Genomic DNA, 25,489 nt, shown 5'->3' with positions numbered 1-25,489 from the left:
GGCCGGCGATCTTTATCCGGTGAGAGTGACATGAGCGACCCGCGCAAGGCCCCCGACCACGAACCCACCACCCACTTCGGCTACCAGAACGTGCCGGAGAGCCAGAAGGCGGAGAAGGTCGCCGAGGTGTTCCACTCCGTGGCCGCCAAGTACGACCTGATGAACGATCTGATGTCCGGCGGCATCCATCGCCTGTGGAAGCGCTTCACCCTGGAGCTGTCCGGCGTGCGCCCGGGCAACCGGGTGCTGGACATCGCCGGCGGCACCGGCGACCTCACCCGGCAGTTCTCGCGCCTAGTGGGCCCCGCCGGCGAGGTGGTGCTGGCGGACATCAACGCGTCCATGCTCAAGGTGGGCCGCGACCGCTTGCTGGACAAGGGCGTGGCCGGCAACGTCGCCTTCGTCCAGGCCGACGCCGAGAAGCTGCCGTTCCCGGACAACCACTTCGACGTGGTGACCATCGCCTTCGGCCTGCGCAACGTCACCCACAAGGACGACGCCCTGCGCTCCATGCTGCGGGTGCTCAAGCCCGGCGGCCGGCTGCTGGTGCTGGAATTCTCCAAGCCCGGCAACCCGCTGCTGTCCAAGGCCTACGATGCCTATTCCTTCACCCTGCTGCCGCTGATGGGCAAGCTGATCACCCGCGACGCCGACAGCTACCGCTACCTGGCCGAGTCGATCCGCATGCACCCGGACCAGGACACCCTCAAGGCGATGATGGTGGAGGCCGGCTTCGAGCGGGTCAGCTACCACAACATGACCGGCGGCATCGTCGCCCTGCACCGCGGGATCAAGCCCTGATGCTGCGTCAGGCGCTGCTCGCCGGCGTGGAGGCCGGCCTCGACCGCGTGCTGCGGCTGGACCCCACCGCGCGCCCGCGCCTGGCCCGGCTGGCCGGCAAGGTGATCGAGGTGCAGGGCCGTGCGCCGGACCTGCACCTGTTCCTGCTGCCCGGCGAAGACGGCATCCGCCTGGCCGGCCACTGGGAGGCACCCGCCGACTGCGTGCTGCGCGCCCCGCTGTCCAGCCTGCTGCGGCTGGCCACCGCCCACGACAAGGTGGCCGTGCTGCACGGCCCCGAGGTGGAGCTGGATGGCGACAGCTCCGCGCTGCTGGACCTCGCCGAGGTGCTCCAGGACCTGGAGCTGGACTGGGAATACGAGCTGTCGCGCTGGCTCGGCCCGGTGGCCGCCGGCCTGCTCGGCGGCCAGGCGCGCAGCAGTGGCCGGCACGCTCGCCAGACCTTAGAGTCGCTGAAGGACACCCTCGCCGACTACCTGGCGGAAGAATCCCGGGTCCTGGTCGGCCGGCGCGAGGCCGAGGCCCGCTTCGCCGAACTGGACGACCTCAAGCTCGCCCTCGACCGCCTCGACGCGCGGGTCGAGCGGCTGATCCAGCAGGCGAAACCCACCGCATGAAGTTGCTCGCCGTCCGCCGCCTGCTGCGCATCCAGCGCGTGGTGATCCGCTACCGCCTCGACGACCTGATCTTCGACGACCTGCCGCTGCTGCCCTGGTGGCTGCGCATGCTGCGCTTCGTCCTGCCCTGGCGCTGGCTGCCACGGCGCCCGCTGACCCTGTCCCGGGGCGCGCGGGTGCGCCTGGCCTTGGAAGACCTGGGGCCGATCTTCATCAAGTTCGGGCAGATCCTCTCCACCCGTCGCGACCTGCTGCCGGACGACATCGCCTGCGAGCTGGCGTTTCTCCAGGACAAGGTGCCGCCGTTCGACCCGGACCTGGCCATCGCCCTGATCGAGGAGCAGCTGGGGATGCCCATCGCCCAGGCCTTCGCCCGCTTCGAGCGACAGCCGCTGGCCTCGGCCTCGGTGGCCCAGGTCCACGCCGCCCAGCTCAAGAGCGGCGAGGAGGTGGTGGTCAAGGTGGTGCGGCCGAACCTCAAGCCGGTGATCCGCCAGGACATCGCCTGGCTGTTCATCCTCGCCCGCCTCGCCGAGCGGGTGTCGCGGGAGGCGCGCCGCCTGCACCCGGTGGAGGTGGTCAGCGACTACGAGAAGGTCATCTACGACGAGCTGGACCTGCTGCGCGAGGCGGCCAACGCCAGCCAATTGCGGCGCAACTTCGACGGCTCGCCGCTGCTCTACGTGCCCCAGGTGTACTGGGACTACTGCCGCCCGCGGGTGCTGGTGATGGAGCGCATCTACGGCATCCCGGTGACCGACCTCGCCGCCCTGGCGGACCAGCGCACCGACCTCAAGCTGCTGGCCGAGCGCGGGGTGGAAATCTTCTTCACCCAGGTGTTCCGCGACAGCTTCTTCCACGCCGACATGCACCCGGGGAACATCTTCGTCAGCACCCGGCAGCCCTGGGACCCGCAGTACATCGCCATCGACTGCGGCATCGTCGGCAGCCTCACCCCCGAGGATCAGGATTACCTGGCGCGCAACTTGGTGGCCTTCTTCAAGCGCGACTACCGTAAGGTGGCCCAGCTGCACATCGATTCCGGCTGGGTGCCCCAGGAAACCAAGGTCAACGAGTTCGAGGCGGCGATCCGCACCGTCTGCGAGCCGATCTTCGAGAAGCCGCTCAAGGACATTTCCTTCGGCCAGCTGCTGCTGCGCCTGTTCCAGACCGCGCGGCGCTTCAACATGGAGATCCAGCCGCAGCTGGTCCTGCTGCAGAAGACCCTGCTGAACATCGAGGGCCTTGGCCGCCAGCTCTACCCCGACCTGGACCTCTGGTCCACCGCCCGGCCGTACCTGGAACGCTGGATGCGCCAGCGGGTCAGTCCCAAGAGGCTGCTGGCAGACCTCAAGGCCCAGGCCGAGCAGGTGCCGCACCTGGCGAACATGACCCGCGACCTGCTGGAGCGCATGGCCCAGCCCCATGCCCGCGACCCGGCGCCGCCGTGGCGCGAGCGCCGCCGCGACTTGCCCCTGCGGCTGGTGGGCGCGATGCTGCTGGCCGGTGGCGTCGCCACCCTGGCCGGCGGCATGGCCATCACCAGCCTGGCGGCCTGGCCCGCGTGGCTGATGGGCGCCGCCGGGCTCTTCCTGGTGGTGCGTCGATAGCCAGTCGCCCGCCCGGCTGGCACACTAGCCGACCCGGCCGCACGCACCCGACCCGGTGCGGGCGGCTCAGCTGCCACGTCCACGAAGGCGGACCCACGACGACATGAAAGACTGGCTGGACGAGATTCACTGGAACGCCGACGGCCTGGTCCCGGCGATCGCCCAGGACCACGCGAGCGGGCGCATCCTGATGATGGCCTGGATGAACCGCGAGTCCCTGACCCTGACCGTCGCCGAGCAGCGCGCCATCTACTGGTCGCGTTCCCGGGGCAAACTGTGGCGCAAGGGCGAGGATTCCGGGCACGTGCAGAAGCTCCACGAGCTGCGCCTGGACTGCGACGCCGACGTGGTGATCCTGCAGGTGGAGCAACTGGGCGGCATCGCCTGCCACACCGGTCGCGAGAGCTGCTTCTACCGGGTCTTCCGCGACGGCGCTTGGCAGATCGTCGAGCCGGTGCTCAAGGACCCCCACGCCATCTACGCCAAGGGGCACGCCCATGAGTGATACCCTGAGTCGCCTGGCCGAGGTGCTGGAGGCGCGCAAGGGTGCGGCGCCGGACAGCTCCTACGTCGCCAGCCTCTACCACAAGGGCCTGAACAAGATTCTGGAAAAGGTCGGCGAGGAATCGGTGGAGACCATCCTCGCCGCCAAGGACGCCGCCGCCGGCGGCGACATGTCCGCGCTGGTCTACGAGACCGCGGACCTGTGGTTCCACAGCCTGGTCATGCTCGCCGCCCTCGGCCAGCACCCCCAGGCGGTGCTGGACGAACTGGAGCGACGCTTCGGCCTGTCCGGGCATGCCGAGAAGGCCGCCCGCGCCGATACCCTTTCCTGACTTCCCGAGGTACACGCTGATGGGCATTTTCGACTGGAAACACTGGCTGATCCTGCTGGTCGTGGTGGTGCTGGTGTTCGGCACCAAGAAGCTGAAGAACTTCGGCTCCGACCTGGGCGAGTCCATTAAGGGCTTCCGCAAGGCCATGAACAGCGAGGAAGACGAGGTGCGGCCGCCGCAGCAGCCGGTGACCCCGCCGCCGGGCCAGCCGCTGAACCCGCCGCACACCTTCGAGGCCGACGCCCACAAGGTCGACGAGCCGGCGCGCCGGGACTGAGGATCGCGCCATGTTCGGTATCAGCTTCAGCGAGTTGCTGCTGATCGGCCTGGTGGCGCTGCTGGTGCTCGGCCCCGAGCGGCTGCCGGGCGCGGCGCGCACCGCCGGCCTGTGGGTCGGCCGCCTCAAGCGCAGCTTCAACGCCATCAAGCGGGAAGTGGAGCGGGAGATCGGCGCCGACGAGATTCGCCGCCAGCTGCACAACGAGCAGATCCTCGCCCTGGAGCGGGAGATCAAGCAGAGCATCCAGCCGCCTGCGGGCCAGCCCACCGCCGGCTCCCCCGAGGTGCTGGCCGCTGCACTGCACCCCGAACCGCGCCCGGACGTGGCCGCCCCGCCCGCCGACCCGCTGGTGGACACGCCGCCCGGCGTCCAGCCGGCCGCGCCATTCGTACCCGGCGCACCCTCGCCGGCGCTGCCCGTTGGCGCGGTGCCCGGCGAGCCGGCCTCCAGTCTGCCGGCCCTCGGTGAGCCCCTCCCCGTCCAGCCCGTCACCGGCCTGCCAGCCACTGGCGAGCCGGCCCGCTCCTCCACCGACCCGTCGCCGCAGCCCCCCCGCCAGCCATGAGCGAGCAGAAGCCCGACCTCGACCCGGAAATGCCCCTGGTCTCCCACCTCGCCGAACTGCGGACGCGCCTGCTGCGCTGCGTGGCGGCGGTGTTCCTGATCTTCGCCGGGCTGTTCTACTTCACCCAGAAGATCTACACCCTGGTTTCCCTGCCCCTGCGCCAGTACCTGCCGGAAGGGGCGACCATGATCGCCACCGACGTGGCGTCGCCCTTCCTCACGCCGTTCAAGCTGACCCTGGTGGTGGCCCTGTTCCTCGCCATGCCGGTGATCCTCCACCAGGTGTGGGGGTTCATCGCCCCGGGCCTGTATCGCCACGAGAAGCGCATCGCCGTGCCGCTGCTGGTGTCCAGCGTGGTGCTGTTCTACGGCGGCATGGCCTTCGCCTATTTCCTGGTGTTCCCGCTGATCTTCCACTTCTTCGCCAGCGTGACCCCGGAAGGGGTGTCGATGATGACCGACATCAGCAGCTACCTGGACTTCGTCATGACCCTGTTCTTCGCCTTCGGGGTCGCCTTCGAGATTCCCGTGGCGGTGGTGCTGCTGATCTGGATCGGCGTAGTGGACGTGGCCTACCTGCGCAAGATCCGCCCCTACGTGATCATCGGCTGCTTCGTCGTGGGCATGGTGCTGACGCCGCCGGACGTGTTCTCCCAGACCCTGCTGGCGGTGCCCATGTGGCTGCTGTTCGAGGTAGGAGTGTTCTTCGGCGGCATGGTCCGCCGCCGCCGCGAGGCGGAAGAAGCGGACGAGAGCCGCAGCCAGCCGCCTGCACCGCTGCCGTGAACCTGCTGCTGCTGGAAGACGCCGATTTCGTCGCGGCGGACCGAGCGATCCTGCGGGACCGGCGCCTGCACCATCTGCAGGAAGTGCACCGTGCCCAGGCCGGCGACACCCTGCGGGTCGGCCGCCTGGACGGCGCCATGGGCCAGGGCGAGCTGCTGCGCCTGGACGCCGGCGAAGCGGAGCTGCGCCTGACCCTGGACCGGCCGCCGCCGGCCAAGCTGCCCCTGACCCTGCTGCTGGCCCTGCCGCGACCGAAGATGCTGCGCCGGGTGCTGCAGACGGTCGCCGCCATGGGCGTCCCACGCCTGGTGCTGCTCAACAGCTACCGGGTGGAGAAGAGCTTCTGGCAGACCCCCTTCCTCGAACCCGCGGCGATCCGCGAGCAACTGGTCCTCGGCCTGGAACAGGCCCGGGACACGCGCTTGCCCGAGGTGCTCATCGAGCCACGCTTCAAGCCCTTCGTCGAGGACCGCCTGCCCGCCCTCGCCGCGGGCAGCCTGGGGCTGCTAGGCCACCCCGGCGAGCATCCGCCCTGCCCGCGGGCGGTGGAAGGCCCGGTGACCCTGGCCATCGGCCCGGAAGGCGGCTGGATTCCCTACGAGGTGGAGAAACTCGCCGCCGCCGGCCTGGCGCCGGTGCAGCTGGGGGAGCGTATCCTGCGGGTCGAGACGGCGGTCACCGCCCTGCTGGCCCGCCTGTTCTGAAGGTGCCGCACGCCGCGGGCCGCACGCCCTGATCCGGCGGCGGTCTATGGGTTTCATGCCGAACGCGGAGGCCTCATGCGCACACTGACCATCGACATGGACCGCCTGGAACGGCTGCTGGACGAGCCCGGCCAGGGCGAGCACTACCTGGACCTGGACGAGGGCCGGTTGCTCGCCCTGGAGCGCGACAGCCGCGCCGACGACGACACCCGGCGCTTGGTGGAGGACGATCCCGAGCGCTACCGCCGCCTGGAGCCGCTGGACAGCGAACAGCGCCTGGCCCTGCGGGAAGCCTTTCTCTTCGAGCTGGACGATCCCCACGCCCATCCGCTGCTGACCGCCGCCCTCGGCGGGCGACGGCCGTTGCGGACCTTCGAATACGAGCTGGAGCGGTTTCCCAGGGCGCGCGAGGCCTGGCAGGCCTACCAGCGCGCGCAGCTGCGCGAGTACGCGTTGGCCTGGCTGGAGACCCAGGGGATCGAGCCGGCGACCGCGGCCCGCCACCCGGCGGACGACGAGGACATGCCCGAGGGCATCCGGCGGCGCCTGCTGGGCCGCGCCGGCTGAGGGACGGCTAGAGGACCTGGCGCAGGAACGCCTGGGCCCGGGGGTCCCGCGGGGCGTCGAAGAACTGCGCCGGCGGCGCGTCCTCCAGCAGCTTGCCATGGTCGAAGAACAGCACTCGGTCCGCCACTTCCCGGGCGAACCCCATCTCGTGGGTGACGCAGACCATGGTCATGCCTTCCAGCGCCAGGGTCTTCATCACGTCCAGCACCTCGCCGACCATCTCCGGGTCCAGCGCCGAGGTGGGTTCGTCGAACAGCATCACCTTCGGCTCCATGCACAGCGCCCGGGCGATGGCCACCCGCTGCTGCTGGCCACCGGACAGCCGCGACGGGTACTCGGCGGCCTTCTGGGCGATGCCCACCTTGGCCAGCAGCGCCCGCGCCTTGTCCTCGCGCTCGGCCTTGCCGCGCTTGCGCACCACCTTCTGCGCCAGGCAGAGGTTCTCCAGCACGGTCATGTGGGGGAACAGGTTGAAATGCTGGAACACCATGCCGACTTCCCGCCGATAGGCGTTGATGTCGGTACGCGGGTCGGCCAGGTCGACGCCGTCGATGCTCACCGAGCCGGCGTCGAAGGCCTCCAGGCCGTTCAGGCAGCGCAGGAAGGTGGACTTGCCGGAGCCGGACGGGCCGATCACCACCAGCACCTCGCCCCGGGCCACCTGGGTGGAAACGTTGTCCACCGCGCGCACCACCTGCCCGCGGGTATCGAAGACCTTCACCAGATCGCGGACTTCAATCACTTTGGCCGAGCCTCCGTTCGAGCCGGCCGGCCAGGTGCGACAGCGGCAGGTTGATGACGAGGTAGAGGGCGGCCACGCAGAACCAGATCTCGAAGGTGGAGAACGAGGTGGTGATGGCTTCGCGGCCACTCTTGGTCAGCTCGGTGATGGCGATCACGGAGACCAGGGAGGTGTCCTTCACCAGGCTGATGAACTGCCCGGCCAGGGGCGGCAACACCCGCTTGAAGGCCTGGGGCAGCACTACGTGGCGCATGGACTGAGCGGCATTGAGGCCCAGGGAGCGAGCCGCCTCGTCCTGGCCGCGGGCGATGGACTGCACGCCGGCGCGAACGATCTCCGCCACGTAGGCACCGGTGAACAGCGCCAGGGCGGCCACCCCGGCGAACTCCCGGGACAGGTTGAGCACCGTGCCGATGAAGAAATAGAAGATGAAGATCTGCACCAGCAGCGGCGTGCCGCGCACCAGCTCGACGTACACCGTGGACAGGTCCCGCAGGGTCGGGTTAGGGGACAGCCGGCAAAGGCCGGTGGCCAGGCCGATGAGCAATCCGAGGGCACCGGACGCCATGGAAATCCACAGGGTGGTCCACAGCCCCCAGAGCAGAGGGCCGGCGGCCCAGTGGCGGGTCACGCCGAGGCTGTCGCCCTCGCTGACGTCGTCGCCCACCGCCACCTGCAGGCTGTCACGGTCCACCTCCACCACCTGCTGCCCACCGCTCTCGGCGGACAGCACCAGCCTGGCCCGGCTGCCGTCCGCGTCGATGGACTCAACCCGGCCGTAGTCGGCGGCGCGCTGCGCCTCCTCCGCGTGGTAGGCGAAATACTGCGGCACGCGGTTCCAGCGCCACTCGTAGGAAATCAGCGAGGTGGAATACCAGAGGGCGATGGCCAGGCCGACCAGGATCAGCCCGGTGAGCAGGTGCCAGGGCCAGAGGAGGCGTTTCTTCTTGATCACGTGAACTCTCGGCAGCGGTCGGGAAGCGGGCCGGGCGACGCGATCCGCCGCCCGGCCGGGTGCGCGGGAGGGTTATTCCATGTCCTTGAGCCAGTCGGTGTTCTTGAACCACTTGGCGTGGATCCGATCGTAGCTGCCGTCGGCCTTGATCTGGTGCAGGAAGTTGTTGATCCAGTTCAGGCTGTCGTAGTCGCCCTTCTTCAGGCCGAAGGCCAGGGGCTCGTAGGTGAAGGGCTCGTCCAGGTAGACCAGCTTGCCGGCGCCGGCCTTGTTCACCGCGACGACGTTGTAGGGGGCGTCGTAGATGAACGCATCGGCCTTGCCGTTGACCACGTCCATCACCGCTTCCTGCTCGTTGTCGAAGCCATGGTACTGGGCCTTGCCGATCAATTTCTTGGCCACCATCTCGCCGGTGGTGCCGATCTTCGAGGTGATCCGGTACTTGCCGTCGTTGAGGTCCTTGTAGGACTTGATCTCGCCTTGCAGCTCCTTGCGGATCAGCAGGGTCTGGCCCACCACGATGAACGGCTCGGAGAAGTTGATGCGCAGGTTGCGCTCCTGGGTCAGGGTCATGCCCGAGCCGATTATGTCGAACTTGTCGGTCAGCAGGGCCGGGATGATCCCGTCATAGCCGGTGGAGACCAGCTCCAGCTTGACCCCGGCGGCCTTGGCCATTGCCTTGAGCACGTCCACCTCGAAGCCGATGATCTCGCCGCGCTTGTTGGTCATTTCGAAGGGCATGTAGGTCGGGTCCATGCCGACGCGCAGCGTGCCGCGCTTCACCGCCTCGTCGAGGGCGCCGGCGTGGGCCAGCCCGGTCAGTGCGCAGGCGGAAAACAACAGTGACGCGAGAAGCTTCTTCATTCCCTTTCCTCGATGGGCGGATGGTCGGAGCGCCGTTGCCGGCAGGCCACGGGACGCGGCGAATGCTAACCGGCACGGGCGTGGATGGCGAGTGGACATTAGAGGCCGGCGCGGCGGGGCGACCTGTTACCGGCCCGCCGACAGCGTCTGGCGAGGCAAGAAGCAGGCCAGCGCCTCAGGTTTCCAGCAGAAAGGTCACCGGCCCGTCGTTGATCAGGTGCACCTGCATGTCGGCGCCGAAGCGCCCGCTGGCCACCTGGGGATGCCGCGTGCGGGCCTGGGCCAGCAGGTAGTCGAACAGCGCCTCGCCCAGGGCCGGCGGCGCGGCGCTGGAGAAGCTGGGGCGCAGGCCGCTGCGGGTGTCGGCGGCCAGGGTGAACTGGGAAACCAGCAGCAGCCCGCCGCCGACGTCGCTGAGGGAGCGGTTCATCCGCCCCTGGTCGTCGCCGAAGACCCGGTAGTTGAGCAACCGGTGCAGCAGGCGATCGGCGCTGGCCTGGTCGTCCTGGGGCTCCACCCCCACCAGCGCCAGCAAACCCTGGTCGATGGCACCCACCACCTCGCCGGCGATTTCCACCCGGGCCCCGCGGACCCGCTGGATCAGCCCCTTCATGCGTCGTCCGGCGGCACGTCCAGCAGGCGCCGGGCCATCTCGTCGGCAGCCCGCACCAGGGCGTCGGCGATGCCCGGCTCGCCGGCCACGTGGCCGGCATCGCGGACGATCTGCAGCTCGCTGTTGGGCCAGACCTGGTGCAGCGCCCAGGCGTTGTCCAGGGGGCACACCACGTCGTAGCGGCCATGGACGATGACGCCTGGCAGGTGGGCGATCTTCGGCATGTCCCGGAGCAGCTGGTCGGGCTCGAGGAACGCGTCGTTGACGAAGAAGTGGCACTCGATACGGGCGATGGACAGCGCCTTGTCGTGGAAGCGCTCCACCACCTGGGGGTTGGGTCGCAGGGTGGCGGTACGGCCTTCCCAGCAGGACCAGGCCTTGGCGGCCTGCATCTGGGCGATCTCGTCGGTGCCGGTGAGGCGCCGGTAGAACGCCTGCATCAGGTCGCCGCGCTCCTCCGCCGGGATCGGCGCCAGGTAGTCCTGCCAGTAGTCGGGGAACAGGCGGCTGGCGCCCTCCTGGTAGAACCAGTGGAACTCCTGGGGCCGGCACAGGAAGATGCCCCGCAGGATCAGCGCGTGGACGCGGTCCGGGTGGGTCTGGGCATAGGCCAGGGACAGGGTGGAGCCCCAGGAGCCGCCGAACAGCACCCATTTGTCGATGCCCAGGTGCTCGCGGATGCGCTCCATGTCCTCCACCAGGTGCCAGGTGGTGTTGTTCTCCAGGCTGGCATAGGGGGTGGAGCGACCGGCGCCGCGCTGGTCGAAGGTGACGATGCGGTAGAGGCTGGGGTCGAAGAAGCGCCGGCTCAGGCTGTCGCAGCCCGCGCCGGGACCACCGTGGACGAACAGCACCGGCAGGCCGTCGGGCGAGCCGCTCTCGTCGATGTAGAGAACGTGGGGCTCCTCGACCGCCAGCTCGTGGCGGGCGTAGGGCTTGATCTCCGGATACAGGTTCTGCATGGGGGGACACTCCGAATCGGGTGACGAGCGAGTGGCCGCCGGCGGCGGCCGTCCTCGTGCCTGCCGGGCATCATAGCGAGGAAATGCCGGCTCGGCATGTGGCCGGGAACGCCCGGATCAGGGCGCGGCAATGGCGGCGTCGGGCGCGCGCCAGATCAGTTGCGAGGTGTCGAAGCCCTGGCCCCGGGCCACGTCCAGCAGGTGCTCGCGGGTGCTGCCCTCCACCTCCGGGCGGCGTGACAGCAGCCACAGGTAGTCGCGGTCCGGGTGGCCGACCACGGCGGTCTGGTAGTCGGCGTCCACATACAGCACCCAGTACTGCCCGCGGGCCAGTTTCGGGAACAGCGCGCTGAAGGCGTTATCGAAGCGCACCCACAGCTTGTCGGTCTGGCCGGCCACCTGCGCCTCGGCCTCGCCGTGGACCTCCTTCCACTCGCCGTCGCGGGTGCGGCAGCGGTTCACCACGTCGACCCGGCCATCGTCCCGCAGTTGGTAATGGGCTTCGGACTGGGCGCAGGCGCGCTGGAAGAACATCGGCAGGCGCGCCAGCTCGTACCAGGTGCCCTGGTAGCGGGACAGGTCCACCGCCTGGGTCGCCGGGGGCGCGTCGCGGGTCGAGCAGGCGCCCAGGAGCAGAAGCGCGGACAGGGCGAGAAGCGGGCGGATACTCATCAGAAGCGGGACCCCGGCTGGTCGAGGAACTGGGTTTCCTCGGCGCTGGAGGCGCGGCCGAGGAGCGCGTTGCGATGGGGGAAGCGGCCGAAGCGCTCGATCACCCGGGCGTGGCGTTCGGCATAGTCGAGGTAGTCGGCGAAGGGCTCAGCGTCACCCTGCTCGCGGCTCAGCGCGGTGAAGGCGGCCACCGCGCGCCGCTGCGCGGCACGGTCCTCGGCATGCTCCAGCACCAGGTAGGCGAAGACCCGGGCGATGGGCGGCAGGCGGCGGTCGAGGCCGTTCGCCAGCCCGGCCTCCAGCACCTCGCGGGCCCGGGCGTCGCCGGCGAAGGCCCGGGGCGTGCCGCGGTGGATCATCCGCGGCAACTGGTCCAGGCTTAGCAGCAGCGCCAGCCAGCCCTCCGGTTGTCCGGCCCAGTCCTCCAGGCCGCCGGCCAGGGCCTGTTCCACCTGGGTGCCGAAGCGCTGGGCCATCTCATGGTCCTGGGCGTCCCGGTAGCCGAACCACAGGCTGCCCTGGGCCGCGGCGATGCGTGCGGCCGCCGGCTGGCTGCCCGCCCCGGCCAGCGGTTCGCCGAACCAGGCGTCGAGCAGGGGCTGCCAGGGGGCCGCCATGGCTCAGGCCTGGTGGTAGCCGGTGACCCGCTCGACTTCCTCGCGGGAGCCGAGGAACACCGCCACGCGCTGGTGCAGCGAGGTGGGCTCGATGTCGAGGATGCGCTGCCGGCCGTCGGTGGCGGCGCCACCGGCCTGCTCGATGATGAAGGACATGGGGTTGGCCTCGTACATCAGCCGCAGCTTGCCCGGCTTGGACGGGTCGCGGGCATCGCGAGGGTACATGAACAGCCCGCCGCGGGTGAGGATGCGATGGACGTCGGCCACCATGGAGGCGATCCAGCGCATGTTGTAGTTCTTGCCCAGGGGGCCTTCCTCGCCACTCAGCAGCTCGTCCACGTAGCGCTGCACCGGGGCTTCCCAGTGGCGCTGGTTGGACATGTTGATGGCGAACTCGGCGGTGGACGACGGCACCTGGATGCTGTCGTGGGTGAGCACGAAGCTGCCCATCTCGCGGTCCAGGGTGAAGCCCTTGACGCCATCGCCGAGGGTCAGCATCAGCATGGTCTGCGGGCCGTAGATGGCATAGCCGGCCGCCACCTGGCGGGTGCCCGGCTGGAGGAAGGCTTCCTCGCCCAGGGTGTCGTTCTGGCTGAAGCATTCGTCGGGGCAACGCAGCACCGAGAAGATGGTACCGACGGAGACGTTGACGTCGATGTTGGAGGAACCGTCCAGGGGGTCGAACACCAGCAGGTAGGCGCCTTTCGGGTATTTGCCGGGGATCTGGTAGGCCTTGTCCATTTCCTCGGAGGCCATGCCGGCCAGGTGGCCGCCCCACTCGTTGGCTTCCAGGAGGATCTCGTTGGAGAGCACGTCGAGCTTCTTCTGCACCTCGCCCTGCACGTTCTCGGTATCCATGCTGCCGAGCACACCGCCCAGCGCGCCCTTGGACACCTCGTAGCTGATGCGCTTGCAGGCACGCGCCACGACCTCGATGAGGAAGCGCAGATCGGCCGGGGTGTTGTGGCTGCGGGTCTGCTCGATCAGGAAGCGACTGAGGGTGACGCGGGACATGAAAGGAGCTCCGGAAGGGAAGAAAAAACGCGCCGAGTGTAGCGCGTTAAGGACAGCGGCGCCTCCCGACCGCGGGAGGCGCCGCTTGGTTCCCGGAGCGCCGGGGGCACCGGCGCCACGCGCTACCAGTCCCAGGCCAGGGACAGGCTGACGCCCTGGCGGGTGTCGTCGTCGCTGTGGCGCAGGTCGTAGCCGGCGCGCAGGGACAGGTCGGCGGCCAGCTGCTGGCTGATGCCCAGGGAGGCGCGCGTCATGGCGTCGTCCGGGGTGTAGCCCTGCAGGGTGAAGGCATGGCCCGGCAGGCTGGTGAGGGACATGCGCAGGTCGCGGGCATCGTCGGCGTATTCCCGCTCGCGGGCCACCTCGCCGAACAGCTGGGTCGCCGGGGTCACCTGGAAGCGCCCCTGCAGGCCCACGCCCAGGCGCCGGGAGGTGCGGGTCTGGTCGTCGAAGGCCAGGGCGGAGGAGCTGCTGCCCTTCTCGGCGTAGCCGTCCACTTCGGCGCGGGCGTAGTCGGCGCTGACGAACGGGCTCAGGTGCCACAGACTGCCCGGCTGGGCGATGTCGTAGCCGAGGCGACCGCTCAGGGCCCACAGGGAACCGTCGGTGTCGCCCTTCTCGCGGCGGGTGACGGGGCCGAGGGCGAACTTGCGCTGCAGGTCGTCGTAGTCCAGGTAGCCGCCGCTCAGGGCCAGGTCGCCCCACCAGCGGTCGTGCTGGTACTGGGCGAACAGGGTGGCGAAGTAGCTGCGCAGGTCGTAGTCGGAGTCCTTCGGTCCCGCTTCCAGGGCCTGCTTGTAGAAGCCCAGGGCGGCGCCCACGCGCCAGGCCTCGTCGAGCCGGTAGCTGCCGCCCAGGTCGAGGCTGTAGCCATGGCCGTCGGCGTCCGCGCCGTGGTCCTGCTCGTCGAAGTCCAGGCGCTGGCCGCCGCCGCTGACGAAGCTGCGCCACTGGCCGACCTCCTGCCAGGCCTCCCAGTCCGCGCGCCACTGGCTGCGCAGCTGGTCCTGGTGGGAACGCAGGGCGCCGTGGGCCATTTCCGGCAGCAGGGTCAGCTCCCAGGGGGCCGACAGCAGCGAATAGGTGTAGTCGGCGAAGATCTGCTGGACGTGGGTGGTGGGGTGCACGCTGTCGTTGTAGATCAGCCGGCTGGGGTCCGGCGTGGCGCTGGTGATGCCCCAGGTGGGATTCACGTGGCCGCAGCCGTCGAAGCAGGTCCCCAGCAGGTCCTGGCTGGCGTCCAGGCCGTACTGGGCGGCGTCGCGCACCACCTCGTTGAACAGCAGGGGCACGTTGAGCGGGATGATCTCCGCGTGGATGCCGCTCAGTTGGCGCAGCAGCTCGTCGTTGACGTCGCGGCCGAGGGCGCCGAAGGTCTCCGACAGCCCGGTGCCGGACAGCGCCGGGGTGGTGCCCACGTTGGGCAGCAGCGAGACCACGATGTAGCGCGCACCGGCCTGTTGCAGGGCCCGCACGCTGTCCGCCAGGCGCCCGCCCGCAGCCCGGGCCTGCTCGCTGTTGAGGATGCGCCCCTGGAGGAAGTCGTTGCCGCCACCGTTGACGTAGAACAGCGCGTTGCGGTCGACGCTCAGGCCGCGGTTGGCCAGGTCCACCAGGTAACCGTCGCGGGTACGGGTGCCGGCCACCGAGCCGCCCACCGCGGTGATGGAGTCGTAGATCTCGTCGGTGCGGTAGCCGCCCACCGCCCAGTTGTCGCCGTCGGCCCAGCCGTTCTGGGCGTAGATCGCCGAGGTGGACGGCGCTTGCGGCCCCAGGCCGAGGCGCTCGCCCAGGCGCATCGGCGAGGTGGCGCCGATGGCCTCGCCCTGGCCGCTCTGGTAGGTGGGGCCGACCCGGTTGGTGAAGCGCCGACCGGCATCCGCCGGGCCGCCGGCGTCGGGCAGTTGGCCGGCGTCGCTGAGGCTGTCGCCGAACACGATCAAGCTGGAATAGGGCGCGGCCTGGAGCGGCGCGGCGACCGCCAGCAGGCAGGCAGCCGCCAGGGGAGTCAGGGTGCGGAACATGGGCGATCCTTTTGTTGTTGTGTTGGCTGGCGATGTGCCAGAACTTTAGCCCTCCCGGCCGTCGCTTGCACCTCCCCTTTCACGGGCTGCACCGCGTCGCTACGCGACGAGGCCGCGAATGGCCGGTCCATTGCGCTGACGGGTGCGAATGCTGGACACCGCGCCCTGGACGGCCGCGCCCCGGGGGCCGGTGGAATCGCCCGCATGAGCAGGAGTGCGATTCTTCGCAGGCTGGGCGACTTGGATGGACACAAGCCGACGACGGAACGGATTGGAGGCTCGGGCCAGGGCAGTCCACACGGGTTGCAGAGATAACCGGACAAGCGCTCGGTTCGACGGGCATCTCCCCCTCGCCCAGGCGACCGCTCGATCGCCACCCGACCCTGCCCGAACTGAAGCAGTGCCTTTACCGCCCTTGAGGCGATCAGCCGCTCCACGAACACTCAGAACAGCGCACGGCCTTGCACCGTGCGCCTTGTCGCCCCCGAAGACTCAGGGCGCGAACGGCAGCTCGCGCTTGTGCTGGGAGCGGTCGTAGGTCTTCACGATCACCTCGTAGGCCTGTTCGCTCACCGGCTTGCCCTGGAGGAAGGCGTCGATCTCGGCGTAGGTCACGCCGTAGGCCTCCTCGTCCGGCTTGCCGGGGCGCAGGTCTTCCAGGTCGGCGGTGGGCACCTTCTGCGCCACCTTCTCGCTGGCGCCCAGGGCCGCGGCGATCGCCCGCACCTGGCCCTTCACCAGCCCGCTCAGGGGCGCCAGGTCGCAGGCGCCGTCGCCGAACTTGGTGAAGAAGCCCATCACTGCCTCGGCGGCATGGTCGGTGCCGATCACCAAGCCGTTGCGAGCGTTGGCGATGGCGAACTGGGCGATCATCCGCATGCGCGCCTTGACGTTACCGGCGACGAAGTCGCGGCGCTCGGCGGACAGCGGCGTGAGGGCGTCGATCTGCCCCAGCAGGCCACGCACGCCGTCGGCGATGTTCACCGTCTGCACCTCGTCGGCCTGGATGAAGTCCAGGGCCGCCTTGGCGTCGTCCTCGTCGTGCTGCACGCCATGGGGCAGGCGCACGGCGATGAAGCGGTAGCCGTCGTCGCCGGTCTCTTCCCGCAGCGCCTGCACCGCCTGCTGCGCCAGGCGCCCTGCCACCGTGGAATCGACCCCGCCGCTGATCCCCAGCACCAGCACCTTCAGGCCGGCGCGGCGCAGGCAGTCCTGGATGAAGGCCTTGCGCCGCTCGACTTCGGCCAGCAGCGCGGCCTGGTCGGCGAAGGGGGGGATCACGCCGAGGGCGTCGGCGATTTCACGTTGGCGATTGCTCATGGTCAGGTCCTCATTGACGGTTCGGAGACGCGGAACACGTGTTTCAGGTAGGCGACGAAGTTCTCGTCGCGGCATTGGGTCTTGCCGGGGGTGTCGGAGATCTTCGCCACCGGCTGGCCGTTGCAGGCGGTCATCTTGATGACCATGTTCATCGGTTCGACCCCGGGGATGTCGCAGGTGAGGTTGGTGCCGATGCCGAAGCTGACGTTGATCCGCTCGTGCAGCGCGCGGTACAGCGCCAGGGCCTTGGGCAGGTCGAGGCCGTCGGAGAACACCAGGGTCTTGCTCATGGGGTCGATGCCCAGGGCGCGGTAGTGGGCGATGGCCTTCTCCGCCCACTGCAGCGGGTCGCCGGAGTCGTGGCGCAGGCCGTCGAAGAGCTTGGCGAAGTACAGATCGAAGTCGCCGAGGAAGGCGTCCATGGTGATGCAGTCGGTCAGGGCGATGCCCAGCAGGCCACGGTATTCGCGCACCCAGCAGTCCAGGGCGGCGCTCTGGCTGTCGATCAGCCGCGGGCCCAGTTGCTGGTGAGCCATCAGCCATTCGTGAGCCATGGTGCCGATGGGCCGCAGGTCGTATTCCCGGGCCAGGTGCACGTTGCTGGTGCCGACGAAGCGCCCGGGGAAGTCGCGCTTGAGGATGTGCACCATTTCCTCGTGCACCCGGTAGGAGAAGCGCCGGCGGGTGCCGAAGTCGGCGAGCTGGAAGCCCTTCAGCTCATCCTCGCCGGCCTCCGCGCTCAACCAGTCCAGCTTGCGGTAGAGCTGCTCGCTGGCCTGCTCCAGCACCACTTCGCGGTAGCGGTAGCGGTTGCGCACCTCGCTGACGATGGCCAGCAGCGGGATCTCGAAGAGGATCACGTGCAGCCACGGCCCGCGCAGGCGGATGCACAGCTGGTCGCCGTCGATGCCGGTCTGCACGTAGCGCATGTTGAAGCGGAACAGGCTGAGGAAGCGGATGAAGTCGGGCTTGATGAAGCTGATGCGCTCGAGGAAGCCCAGCTGGTCGGCGGTGATGCTGGTGTCCACCAGGCGCTCGATCTGGTAGCGGATCTCCGCGAGGTAGGGGCGCAGGTCCTCGCTGCTGCGGCAGCGGAATTCCCATTCCACCTCGGCGTTGGGGTAGTTGTGCAGCACCGCCTGCATCATCGTCAGCTTGTAGAAGTCGGTGTCCAGCAGGTTCTGCACGATGCGCTCGGCAAAAACGCTCTCGGCCATGTTCAGCACTCCAGCGAGGGGTTCAGGGAGGCATCCAGCTCGTCCGGGCTGGCGCACAAGAAGATACCCGCCGCACTCATCTCCGCGCAGGCCGCTTGCGCGGTCGACTCGGCAATGGCGCGACAGGCCGGCAGGTACACGCTCACCGCGAAGCCGGCCCGGCGCAATTGCAGGGCGGTGGTCTTGACGCAGTAGTCCAGCGCCAGGCCGCCGACCATCACATGACTGACGCCATTCTGCCGGAGAAATTCGATCGCGCCGGTGCTGCGCCGCTCGGCCAGGTCGTGGTAGCAGGCGCCATAGGGGTGCAGGTCGGGCTCCACGCCCTTCCAGACGAAATAGTCGTAGTCCAGGGGCGCCGGCAGGCCGTCCAGCAGCTCGAAGCCGGCGGTGCCGGGGACGCAGTGGCTGACCCAGGTCAGGTCGGCGTTGGCCAGGGGCAGGCTGCGCAGCATCTCCCCGTGGCTGGCCACCACCCACGCCGCCTGCGGGCTGTGAGCATCCTTGCTGCCCAGGCGCAGGCGGGCGCGGGCGGCCATGGCCTGCAAGGCCGGGACGATGGCGTCGCCGCCGGGAACCGGCAGTTCGTCCGGGCACAAGGGCGTGAAGCCCTTCTGCGCGTCGATGTCGAAACTGGCGATCTTCATACTGCTGTCCTCTGGTGGGATAACCGCTGGCTACATATTTCATCTGATGTAATATGTAGTCAATGGTTTCTTTCCACGGAGGTCGCGCCATGAGAACCCGTCGACAGCGTTCCACTGCCGTCCAGGCCGGCGCCGGGGCATGCCCGTGAGTCGCGCGGAGGTGCTGGCCAGCGTCGACATCGTCGCCCTGCGCCTGGGGGCCGGCGGCGGTCTCGAGCTGCTCCTGCTGCGCCGCGAGCGGGCGCCCTTCGCCGGGGACTGGGCGCTGCCCGGGGTGATGGTGAACGGCCGCTGCGCCGACGCCAGCCTGGACGCCGCCGCCGCCCGCGCCCTGCAGGACAAGGCGCGCCTGCGGCCGAGCCACCTGGAGCAGGTGGCCACGGTCGGTAATGCCCTGCGCGATCCCCGCGGCTGGTCCCTGAGCACCTTCTACCTGGCGCTGGTGGAGCCCCAGGCACCGGTGGCGGACGAGAGCCTACGCTTCGTGCCCCTGGACGAGGCCCTCGGCGGTCACCCCGCCCTGCCCTTCGACCACGCCGAGCTGGCGCGCCAGGCCCGGGAGCGGCTGGCGGCCAAGGCGGTGTACAGCTCGCTGCCGCTGCACCTGCTGCCGCCGCGCTTCACCGTCACCGAGGCGCTGCACGCCTTCCAGGCCTGCCTCGGCCAAGCGGTTCAGCACACCACCCTGCGCGGCCGCCTGGAGCGGATGAAGGCGGCCGGCTGGATCGTCGACACCGGCGAGCGCCAGCAGCCGCGGATGGGTCGCCCGCAGACCGTGCTGGCCCATCGCCCCGGGCCGGGCGGGGTCTATCTGTTCGACCGCAGCGTGCTGACCTGAGCGCCGCGCGCCACGGCCCGGCCGGCGGTAGTTCACAAATCCGCCGGCCCCGCTATCATGCGCGCCCCCGCCTCCCTGCTCCCGTGGACCCTCATGAACGTAAGGCTGATCGTCGGCGCCGACCTGGACCGCACCGATACCTGGATCCGGTACGAGAAAAGCATGTGCCACGCCTGCGCCTCCAGCTGCTGCACGATGCCGGTGGAGGTGCGCTTCGCCGACCTGCTGCGGATGGGCCTGGTGGACGAGTTCGAACGCAGCGAGCCGCTCAAGTCGGTGGCCAAGCGGCTGATGAAGGACGGCGTGGTGGAACGTTTCAACCAGAAGCAGAGCCTGTTCACCCTGACCCGGCTGGCCAACAACGACTGCTACTACCTGGACCGCAAGAGCCGCCTCTGCACCATCTACGACCAGCGCCCCGAGACCTGCCGCAACCACCCGCGCATCGGCCCGCGCCCGGGCTACTGCGCGTTCAAGCCGAACCCCTGAACCACCGCAGCCGTCCTTCGAGGCGCGATCGCCCGCCAGGGCGAATGGCGCCAGCGGGCTGCCGTCCCGTGTCGCGCGCCCTACTGACGACGCGCCCGGCTCAGCGGCTCGGCACCTCGTCCACGCCGCCACCGGACCGAGAGCGAGTACGCCCCATCAGCCCCGGGGCCGCAGCCGCCCCGCCAGCAGCACCAGCGCCAGTACCAGGCCGCCGGCGACGATGCCGACCAGGGCATTGAGCAGAGTCGGCAGCAGGGCCGCGGCTACGGGGCCGACACCAGGCCAGGCGCCGGCGCGCTCGCCCAGGTGGTGGATGGCGTCGCCCAGGGGCGCCACGCCGTGCACCAGGATGCCGCCGCCCACCATGAACATCGCCGCGGTGCCCACCACCGACAGGGTCTTCATCAGGTAGGGTGCCATGGCCAGGATGCCGCGCCCCAGGGCCCGGGCCGCGGCGGCGCCGCGCCGGCTCAGGTACAGCCCCAGGTCGTCCAGCTTGACGATGCCCGCCACCAGGCCGTAGACGCCCAGGGTCATGATCACGGCGATGCCCGCCAGCACCGCCACCTGGCTGCCGAAGGGCGCCTCGGCGACGGTGCCCAGGGCGATGGCGATGATTTCCGCGGACAGGATGAAGTCGGTGCGCACCGCGCCCTTCACCTTGTCCCGTTCGAAAGCACGCATGTCCACCGCCGAGTCGGCGATGGCCTCGCGCCGGGCGGCCTGCTGGGCGGCAGGGTCTTCGTCCCGGTGCAGGAAGCGATGGGCGAGTTTCTCGAAGCCCTCGTAGCAGAGGTAGGCGCCGCCCACCATCAGCAGCGGGGTGACCGCCCAGGGCGCGAAGGCGCTGATCAGCAGGGCCACCGGCACCAGGATCGCCTTGTTCAGCGCCGAGCCCTTGGCCACCGCCCAGACCACCGGCAGCTCGCGGTCCGCGTTCACGCCGGAGACCTGCTGGGCGTTCAGCGCCAGGTCGTCGCCGAGTACCCCGGCGGTCTTGCGGGCGGCGACCTTGGTCATGGTCGCGACGTCGTCCAGCACGCTGGCGATGTCGTCAAGCAGGGTCAACAGGCTGGCTCCGGCCATGGCGAATCCTCGAAGAAGTCAGAAAGGGCGCCGATGCTACAGGGCTGCGCCGCCGTCCGGCAGGGGGCTCAGCACAGGGCCGGCAGGGCGACGTCGGCGATCAGGGTCAGGCCGGTGGCCACCAGCGCCGTGGCCAGCCCGCGCAGCGCCCAGTAGGGCAGGCGCGGACGGCGCTCCCGCAGGCAGCGGCCCAGGCTGTCGAGCCCCTCGAAGCGGCCGTCCAGCAGGGCGCCGCTGGACCACACCGCCAACAGGGCGGCGGGCGCCAGGATGGCCAGGGCGAACAGCGAGCCGTCGGGCGCCGGCAGCCGCAGCACCGCCAGGGTCGGCGCCGCGACGCAGGCGACGAGGCCGGCGGCGAGGATCGAGACGGTCTTCACTACATGGGCTTCCTGCAGGGGCGTCCGGGCAAGGTGCCGGGACGCGACGGGCGCCCATCCTTGCCCGAAGCGCGCCGCTTGTCGAGCCCGCCGGTCCCGCCACGCTCACCGCGGCGCGCGAGCCCAGGCGTGCAGGTCGTCGATGCGCTGCTGCAGCGCGGCGCGTTCCGCCGGCGGCTTGGCCAGCCACCAGTGGCGTACCGCAGCGGTGTCGTAGGGCTGCACCCAGTCGCCGTAGCGCCGGTACTGGACCTGGGGAAAGCCATTGTCCAGGCCGCGCAGGTAGTGGTCGAAGAAGGCCAGGACGAAGGCGTTCGGCACGCCGGTGAGCACCGCCCCCGGCGCCGACCCGAACAGCAGGTCCCGCAGCGGCCGGCGGACGAACAGGCCATTGTCGGTGAGCCCGGCGTGCAGCGAGTCGCGCAGCACCAGCCGGTGCACCGAGGGGCGCAGGCCGGTGGCGTCGAGGCGCTCGTAGGAAAAATCGTTGAAGCTGCGCGGGGTCGCCGGCGGCGTCGCGCCGAGCATGCGGTAGAACCCCCGCAGGTCGGCGTGGATCATCAGCAGCGGCACGGGCACGTCCGCGGCGAACGGCGTGAAGTGGAAGTCGCCGCCGTCCAGGTTCACCAGGGCCGCGCAGCGCCGGTCGACCTGGCACACCGCGCCGGCGGTGGAGCCGCCGAAGGACATGCCCATCTCGCCGACCCGGGCGAACGCGCTGGCGGCCACCACCTCGGCGACGGACGCCGGCACCGCCCCGGCCTGCAGGGCGTCGTGAACGAACAGCCGGTCGGCCAGCCAGACCGGCGCGCTGGTCCACAGGGCGCGGTTGGCCGGCGCGGGAATCTCCCGGGCGACTCGCAGCTGGGCGTCGAGGCGGACGTCCAGGTCGTCCTCGGTGTAGGCGCGCCGCAGCAAGGGCGGCAAGCCGTCGGCCAGGGCCTGGCGCAGGTGTTCCACCAGGCCCGGGTCCATGGGCTCCACCGCGCCGGACGGCAGGCGGGTCGGCGAGGCATCGCCGCTGTGCTGCACGGCGTACACCGCGTAGCCGTGGCTGGCCAGGCGCTCCATCAGCACGGTGTTGGAGCCGGCGTAACCGGCATAGCCGTGACTGAACAGCACCACCGGCAGCCGGCCCGCGGCCGCTCGCAGGGGTGCATCCGGGTAGCCATGGGTACCGACATGGGTCAGGTAGGCCAGCATCGGCGCGAAGCCCATCACCTCGCCGAACCCCCGGGCGGTGCTGCGCGCCTCGGCCGCGTCGAAGTACGCGCGCGGACGGGCGCCCGGCGCCGGGTCGGCCGGGTACCAGACCCGCACCAGCAGCCGTCGCGGTTCGCCGGGTGCCGCCTGCAACACCCCGGTGCGGCGGCGGTCCACCAGTTCGAAGTCGCGCACGCCCACCGCGAACGGGCCGTCCGGTGCCGGCAGGTCGTCCACCGGGAACAGCACGACGGCCGCCAGGGCGACGGCGACCGCCAGGCCCAGCAGCAGCCCGGACAGCAGCGGCCGCGGTCGCCGGCCTCGCGCCCGACGCCAGCGGCCCAGCGCCAGGGCGAGCAGGCACAACCCGCCGGCCAGTGCGCCGGGGGCGTCCTGCCAGCGCTGGTCCCAGGCGCCGTACAGCCCGGCGCCGAGGCTGACCAGGGCGGCCAGGGCCACCACGACGTCCCGCCCGGGCAAACGCCGCATGCACCATGCCAGCAGGGCCAGCGCCAGGGCGGCGACCAGCACGCCGTCAGCCGCGGTCATGCTCGCCTCCCGGTACGCGCGCGCTCACCCAGAGCGCCGCCATGGCCAGCAGCACCGCCACCAGGCCGAAGGGTGCGGCGCTGTCCAGCGGGTAGACCAGGGTGCCGGCCAGGGGCCCGACGATCATCCCCAGGCCATGGGCGGCGCTGACGCTGCCGGCGGCGGCGCCCTGTTCGTGGGGCTGCACGGCATTGGCGGCGAGTGCCGACACCGCCGGGAACACCCAGCCCATGCCGGCGGCGGCGACGAAGTAGCCGATGCACAGCCAGAGGCTTTCGTGGGCGGCCATGCTCAGGGCGAACCCGGCGGCGGAGAGCAGCCCGCCGACCCGGATCAGCCGCGCCGGCGGCCAGGCGAGCCGGCGCACCAGCAATTGCGCGGCGATCAGGGCGACCCCCACCGAGGTCAGGGCCAGGCCCGCGGCCCGCGCCGCGCCGGCGGCATCCAGGCCGAGGCGGTCGAGGGCGAAGAAGCTGACGACGATCTGGGCGACGGTCACGCTGAACATGGCGACGAAGGCCATCGCCTGGGGGCCGCGCAGCCGGGGGTCGAACAGGTGCGGGGGCGCACTGTGCGCCGGGGCCCGGGCGGCCTCCCGCGGCAGGCCCCGCCAGAGCAGCGCCAGGGCGACCGCCGGCAGTGCCGCGGTGACCGCCAGGGGCAGCAGCAGGCCGCCACCGGCCAGCAGCCCCACCAGCCCCGGGCCGGCCACCATGCCCACCCCGCTCGCCGCGCCCAGGGCGGCCATGGCCGCGGCCCGCTGGCGGGCCTCCAGGTGATCGGCCACCAGCGCCGCGGCGCACACCGGCACCGCCGCGTAGAAGCCGCCGGCGGCGCCCCGCAGCAGCACCAGCCCGGCGAATGCCAGCCAAGCCGGCAGTCGCAGGTGCAGCGCGGTGGCCATGAACAGGCACAGCGCGCCATAGGAAAGCACGAAGCCGCCCAGCCCCATCAGCACCACCCGGCGCCGGCCGAGGCGGTCGCTGGCCGCGCCCCAGGCCCGCGCCAGGGCCAGCCAGGCCAGGCCGCCGACGGTCACCGCGGTACCCGCCTGCCAGGGGGCCAGGCCCAGGTCCCGGGACAGCGGCCCGACCAGGGCGACGAAGGACATCACCGCCAGGGTGCAGAGCAACGCCTCGGCCTGCAGCAGGCGCAGGAACGGCGGTATCCGCGATGCCTCGCTCATCGCCCCGCTCCCCGCCGCGTCGGGCGCAGCCAGGCCACGGCGATCAGCGCCAGCGGCACGCCGAGCCCCAGCCACGCCAGCAGGTCGAAGAAACCGTCGCCCACCAGGGCCGAGACCAGCCCGATGCCACCCAGCAGGGCCAGCAACAGCGGCCAGCGGAAAATCATCCAGGCACCGCGTTTCATTCAGCGTTCTCCAGGGCAGCGCCGCCGCCCTTCAATTCGGCCAGGCGTCGTTCCAGGGGCGCCTTGCGCCGGCCCAGCCAGAGGTACAGGCCACTGCCCAGGAGCACGATGGCCACCACATCCAGCAGCGCCCAGATCAGTTTCAGCGGCAGGCCGCCGTAGTCGCCGAAGTGCAGCGGCTGAGACAGGAACAGCGTGCGCACGTACCAGGGCATCTCGCGCATGTCGGTCAGTTCGCCGGTCTGGGCGTCCACCAGGGCCGGCTTCAGCAGGCGCTCGGTGAGGGGCGTGGCGCCGCGCATGAACACCGCGTAGTGGTGCTGGCTGCTGAACTGGGTGCCGGGGAACGCCACCAGGCTGACGCGCATGTCCGGTGCCGCGCGCTGGGCGGTCTCCAGGGCCGCGTGCAGCGAGCCGGGCGACGCCAGGGGCGGCTGGTCCCGGTAGGGGGCGGTCATCTCCGCCAGTTGCCCGCCCTGCCAGAGGGCGAGGATCGGCAGCGCCAGGGTATTGATGACCCCGGTGACACCCACCACCAGCACCCACACCAGGGTGGCGATGCCCAGCAGGTTGTGCAGGTCCAGCCATTTCAGCCGGGTGCTGCGGCCGCGGCGCACGGTGGCGAAATCCAGCTTGGTCATGAACGGCGCGTAGACCACCACCCCGGAGACCAGGGATGCCACCAGCAGCAGCCCCATGAAGCCGAGGAACAGGTAGCCCGGCAGGCCGAGGAACAGGTCGGTGTGCAGCTTGAGCATCAGGTACATGAAGCCCCCTGGTGGCGGCTCGGGCTCGAAGAACTCGCCGGTGCGCGCATCGAACGGCTGGATGTGGCCGTTCTCCGGCGGCGGCTGCAGGGTCGGCGCGCTGAGGACCGCGCCGAGGGGTTCGTCCTTCTCGAAGAACACGAAGCGCACCACCTCCCCCGGCCGCGCCGCCAGGGCGCGGGCCACCACGTCGTCGTAGTCGATGCGTGGCGAAGCAGCGTCCAGCGGGGCCAGCTCGGGATGGGGGTCGAAGGTGTGCTCGATCTCCTCGTGAAAGATCAGCGGCAGGCCGGTGAGGCACAGCAGCAGCAGGAACAGCGTGGAGACCAGGCTGGTCCACTTGTGCACCAGGTACCAGGTGCGCAGGGTCTTCGGGCTCATGGGGTACGGCTCG

30 protein-coding genes are annotated in these 25,489 nt (G+C 70.4%); 12 read left to right on the top strand and 18 right to left on the bottom strand.

What is annotated here, in order from left to right:
* Window positions 1-30 precede the first annotated feature (30 nt).
* From ubiE to FM069_RS11785, 10 genes are all read left to right on the top strand, one after another.
* Window positions 31-801 (top strand): bifunctional demethylmenaquinone methyltransferase/2-methoxy-6-polyprenyl-1,4-benzoquinol methylase UbiE, encoded by a 771-nt coding sequence (gene ubiE / locus FM069_RS11830; protein ID WP_143488526.1) that lies wholly within the window; start codon window positions 31-33, stop codon window positions 799-801.
* Complete coding sequence (locus FM069_RS11825) at window positions 801-1,418, top strand: ubiquinone biosynthesis accessory factor UbiJ (protein WP_143488525.1); 618 nt, start codon at window positions 801-803, stop codon at window positions 1,416-1,418. Before ubiE ends, FM069_RS11825 begins: the two co-directional genes overlap by 1 nt.
* The gene (gene ubiB, locus FM069_RS11820; RefSeq protein ID WP_143488524.1) at window positions 1,415-3,028 is read left to right on the top strand and encodes a ubiquinone biosynthesis regulatory protein kinase UbiB; all 1,614 of its coding nucleotides are present in this window, start codon (window positions 1,415-1,417) and stop codon (window positions 3,026-3,028) included. Before FM069_RS11825 ends, ubiB begins: the two co-directional genes overlap by 4 nt.
* Before the next feature lie 103 nt (window positions 3,029-3,131).
* Window positions 3,132-3,533: a phosphoribosyl-AMP cyclohydrolase gene (hisI, locus tag FM069_RS11815; RefSeq protein ID WP_143488522.1), complete on the top strand. Its 402-nt coding sequence runs from the start codon at window positions 3,132-3,134 to the stop codon at window positions 3,531-3,533.
* On the top strand, window positions 3,526-3,864 hold the full coding sequence (locus tag FM069_RS11810) for a phosphoribosyl-ATP diphosphatase (RefSeq protein ID WP_143488520.1): 339 nt from the start codon (window positions 3,526-3,528) through the stop codon (window positions 3,862-3,864). The genes hisI and FM069_RS11810 overlap by 8 nt, the downstream gene beginning before the upstream one ends.
* 19 nt (window positions 3,865-3,883) lie before the next feature.
* Window positions 3,884-4,141 carry a twin-arginine translocase TatA/TatE family subunit gene (locus FM069_RS11805; RefSeq protein ID WP_143488519.1) on the top strand — a complete coding sequence of 86 codons (258 nt, stop codon included), beginning with the start codon at window positions 3,884-3,886 and terminating at the stop codon, window positions 4,139-4,141.
* A 10-nt stretch (window positions 4,142-4,151) separates the two neighbouring features.
* Window positions 4,152-4,709 carry a Sec-independent protein translocase protein TatB gene (gene tatB, locus FM069_RS11800; protein WP_143488517.1) on the top strand — a complete coding sequence of 186 codons (558 nt, stop codon included), beginning with the start codon at window positions 4,152-4,154 and terminating at the stop codon, window positions 4,707-4,709.
* The gene (gene tatC, locus FM069_RS11795) at window positions 4,706-5,494 is read left to right on the top strand and encodes a twin-arginine translocase subunit TatC (protein WP_143488515.1); all 789 of its coding nucleotides are present in this window, start codon (window positions 4,706-4,708) and stop codon (window positions 5,492-5,494) included. The genes tatB and tatC overlap by 4 nt, the downstream gene beginning before the upstream one ends.
* Window positions 5,491-6,198, top strand: coding sequence for a 16S rRNA (uracil(1498)-N(3))-methyltransferase (locus FM069_RS11790; protein ID WP_143488513.1), 708 nt, complete (start codon window positions 5,491-5,493; stop codon window positions 6,196-6,198). Before tatC ends, FM069_RS11790 begins: the two co-directional genes overlap by 4 nt.
* 75 nt (window positions 6,199-6,273) lie before the next feature.
* Window positions 6,274-6,765 (top strand): UPF0158 family protein, encoded by a 492-nt coding sequence (locus FM069_RS11785; protein WP_143488511.1) that lies wholly within the window; start codon window positions 6,274-6,276, stop codon window positions 6,763-6,765.
* 7 nt (window positions 6,766-6,772) lie between these two features.
* Here the strand turns inward: FM069_RS11785 and FM069_RS11780 are convergent, their stop codons facing one another.
* From FM069_RS11780 to FM069_RS11725, 12 genes are all read right to left on the bottom strand, one after another.
* Entirely contained in the window at window positions 6,773-7,507 is a 735-nt protein-coding gene (locus tag FM069_RS11780) for an amino acid ABC transporter ATP-binding protein (protein ID WP_143488509.1), read from the bottom strand.
* Window positions 7,500-8,462: an amino acid ABC transporter permease gene (locus FM069_RS11775; RefSeq protein WP_143488508.1), complete on the bottom strand. Its 963-nt coding sequence runs from the start codon at window positions 8,460-8,462 to the stop codon at window positions 7,500-7,502. The genes FM069_RS11780 and FM069_RS11775 overlap by 8 nt, the downstream gene beginning before the upstream one ends.
* Window positions 8,463-8,534: 72 nt before the next feature.
* Window positions 8,535-9,326, bottom strand: a complete 792-nt coding sequence (locus FM069_RS11770; RefSeq protein WP_143488506.1) for a transporter substrate-binding domain-containing protein — start codon at window positions 9,324-9,326, stop codon at window positions 8,535-8,537.
* 175 nt (window positions 9,327-9,501) lie between these two features.
* Complete coding sequence (dtd, locus tag FM069_RS11765; RefSeq protein WP_143488504.1) at window positions 9,502-9,939, bottom strand: D-aminoacyl-tRNA deacylase; 438 nt, start codon at window positions 9,937-9,939, stop codon at window positions 9,502-9,504.
* On the bottom strand, window positions 9,936-10,901 hold the full coding sequence (gene pip / locus FM069_RS11760) for a prolyl aminopeptidase (RefSeq protein WP_143488503.1): 966 nt from the start codon (window positions 10,899-10,901) through the stop codon (window positions 9,936-9,938). The genes dtd and pip overlap by 4 nt, the downstream gene beginning before the upstream one ends.
* A 117-nt stretch (window positions 10,902-11,018) precedes the next feature.
* Complete coding sequence (locus FM069_RS11755; RefSeq protein WP_143488502.1) at window positions 11,019-11,573, bottom strand: lipocalin family protein; 555 nt, start codon at window positions 11,571-11,573, stop codon at window positions 11,019-11,021.
* Entirely contained in the window at window positions 11,573-12,190 is a 618-nt protein-coding gene (locus tag FM069_RS11750) for a DUF924 family protein (RefSeq protein ID WP_143488501.1), read from the bottom strand. Before FM069_RS11750 ends, FM069_RS11755 begins: the two co-directional genes overlap by 1 nt.
* Window positions 12,191-12,193: 3 nt before the next feature.
* Complete coding sequence (locus FM069_RS11745) at window positions 12,194-13,204, bottom strand: class 1 fructose-bisphosphatase (RefSeq protein WP_143488499.1); 1,011 nt, start codon at window positions 13,202-13,204, stop codon at window positions 12,194-12,196.
* A gap of 122 nt (window positions 13,205-13,326) precedes the next feature.
* Window positions 13,327-15,228, bottom strand: coding sequence for an esterase EstP (gene estP / locus FM069_RS11740; protein ID WP_143488498.1), 1,902 nt, complete (start codon window positions 15,226-15,228; stop codon window positions 13,327-13,329).
* A 492-nt stretch (window positions 15,229-15,720) separates the two neighbouring features.
* Window positions 15,721-16,548, bottom strand: a complete 828-nt coding sequence (gene nadE, locus FM069_RS11735) for an ammonia-dependent NAD(+) synthetase (protein WP_143488497.1) — start codon at window positions 16,546-16,548, stop codon at window positions 15,721-15,723.
* Between the two features lie 2 nt (window positions 16,549-16,550).
* Window positions 16,551-17,765, bottom strand: coding sequence for a nicotinate phosphoribosyltransferase (gene pncB / locus FM069_RS11730; protein ID WP_143488495.1), 1,215 nt, complete (start codon window positions 17,763-17,765; stop codon window positions 16,551-16,553).
* A gap of 2 nt (window positions 17,766-17,767) precedes the next feature.
* Window positions 17,768-18,412, bottom strand: a complete 645-nt coding sequence (locus tag FM069_RS11725; protein WP_143488494.1) for a nicotinamidase — start codon at window positions 18,410-18,412, stop codon at window positions 17,768-17,770.
* 145 nt (window positions 18,413-18,557) lie between these two features.
* Between FM069_RS11725 and FM069_RS11720 the strand changes: the two genes are divergently transcribed.
* Entirely contained in the window at window positions 18,558-19,250 is a 693-nt protein-coding gene (locus tag FM069_RS11720) for an NrtR DNA-binding winged helix domain-containing protein (RefSeq protein ID WP_143488621.1), read from the top strand.
* A 93-nt stretch (window positions 19,251-19,343) separates the two neighbouring features.
* Window positions 19,344-19,739: a YkgJ family cysteine cluster protein gene (locus FM069_RS11715; protein WP_143488493.1), complete on the top strand. Its 396-nt coding sequence runs from the start codon at window positions 19,344-19,346 to the stop codon at window positions 19,737-19,739.
* Between the two features lie 156 nt (window positions 19,740-19,895).
* On the opposite strand, the gene FM069_RS11710 is transcribed toward FM069_RS11715, so the two are convergent.
* The 6 genes from FM069_RS11710 to FM069_RS11685 all read right to left on the bottom strand — a co-directional run bounded on the left by FM069_RS11710 (window position 19,896) and on the right by FM069_RS11685 (window position 25,476).
* Window positions 19,896-20,825 carry a DUF808 domain-containing protein gene (locus FM069_RS11710; RefSeq protein ID WP_143488492.1) on the bottom strand — a complete coding sequence of 310 codons (930 nt, stop codon included), beginning with the start codon at window positions 20,823-20,825 and terminating at the stop codon, window positions 19,896-19,898.
* A 68-nt stretch (window positions 20,826-20,893) separates the two neighbouring features.
* On the bottom strand, window positions 20,894-21,205 hold the full coding sequence (locus FM069_RS11705; protein ID WP_143488490.1) for a hypothetical protein: 312 nt from the start codon (window positions 21,203-21,205) through the stop codon (window positions 20,894-20,896).
* 105 nt (window positions 21,206-21,310) lie between these two features.
* Window positions 21,311-22,957: an alpha/beta hydrolase gene (locus FM069_RS11700; RefSeq protein ID WP_143488489.1), complete on the bottom strand. Its 1,647-nt coding sequence runs from the start codon at window positions 22,955-22,957 to the stop codon at window positions 21,311-21,313.
* A complete protein-coding gene (locus tag FM069_RS11695; protein WP_143488488.1) occupies window positions 22,944-24,143 on the bottom strand; it encodes an MFS transporter in 1,200 nt (399 codons plus the stop codon). Before FM069_RS11695 ends, FM069_RS11700 begins: the two co-directional genes overlap by 14 nt.
* Window positions 24,140-24,328, bottom strand: coding sequence for a hypothetical protein (locus tag FM069_RS11690; protein WP_143488487.1), 189 nt, complete (start codon window positions 24,326-24,328; stop codon window positions 24,140-24,142). Before FM069_RS11690 ends, FM069_RS11695 begins: the two co-directional genes overlap by 4 nt.
* A complete protein-coding gene (locus FM069_RS11685) occupies window positions 24,325-25,476 on the bottom strand; it encodes a PepSY-associated TM helix domain-containing protein (protein WP_143488486.1) in 1,152 nt (383 codons plus the stop codon). The genes FM069_RS11690 and FM069_RS11685 overlap by 4 nt, the downstream gene beginning before the upstream one ends.
* Window positions 25,477-25,489: the final 13 nt, after the last annotated feature.

Origin of the sequence: Pseudomonas mangiferae (assembly GCF_007109405.1) — a bacterium.
In the GTDB taxonomy this organism is placed as follows: Bacteria; Pseudomonadota; Gammaproteobacteria; order Pseudomonadales; family Pseudomonadaceae; genus Pseudomonas_T; species Pseudomonas_T mangiferae.
Note: the sequence above shows the minus strand (reverse complement) of the source record. Positions and strands in the feature narration are given on the sequence as shown.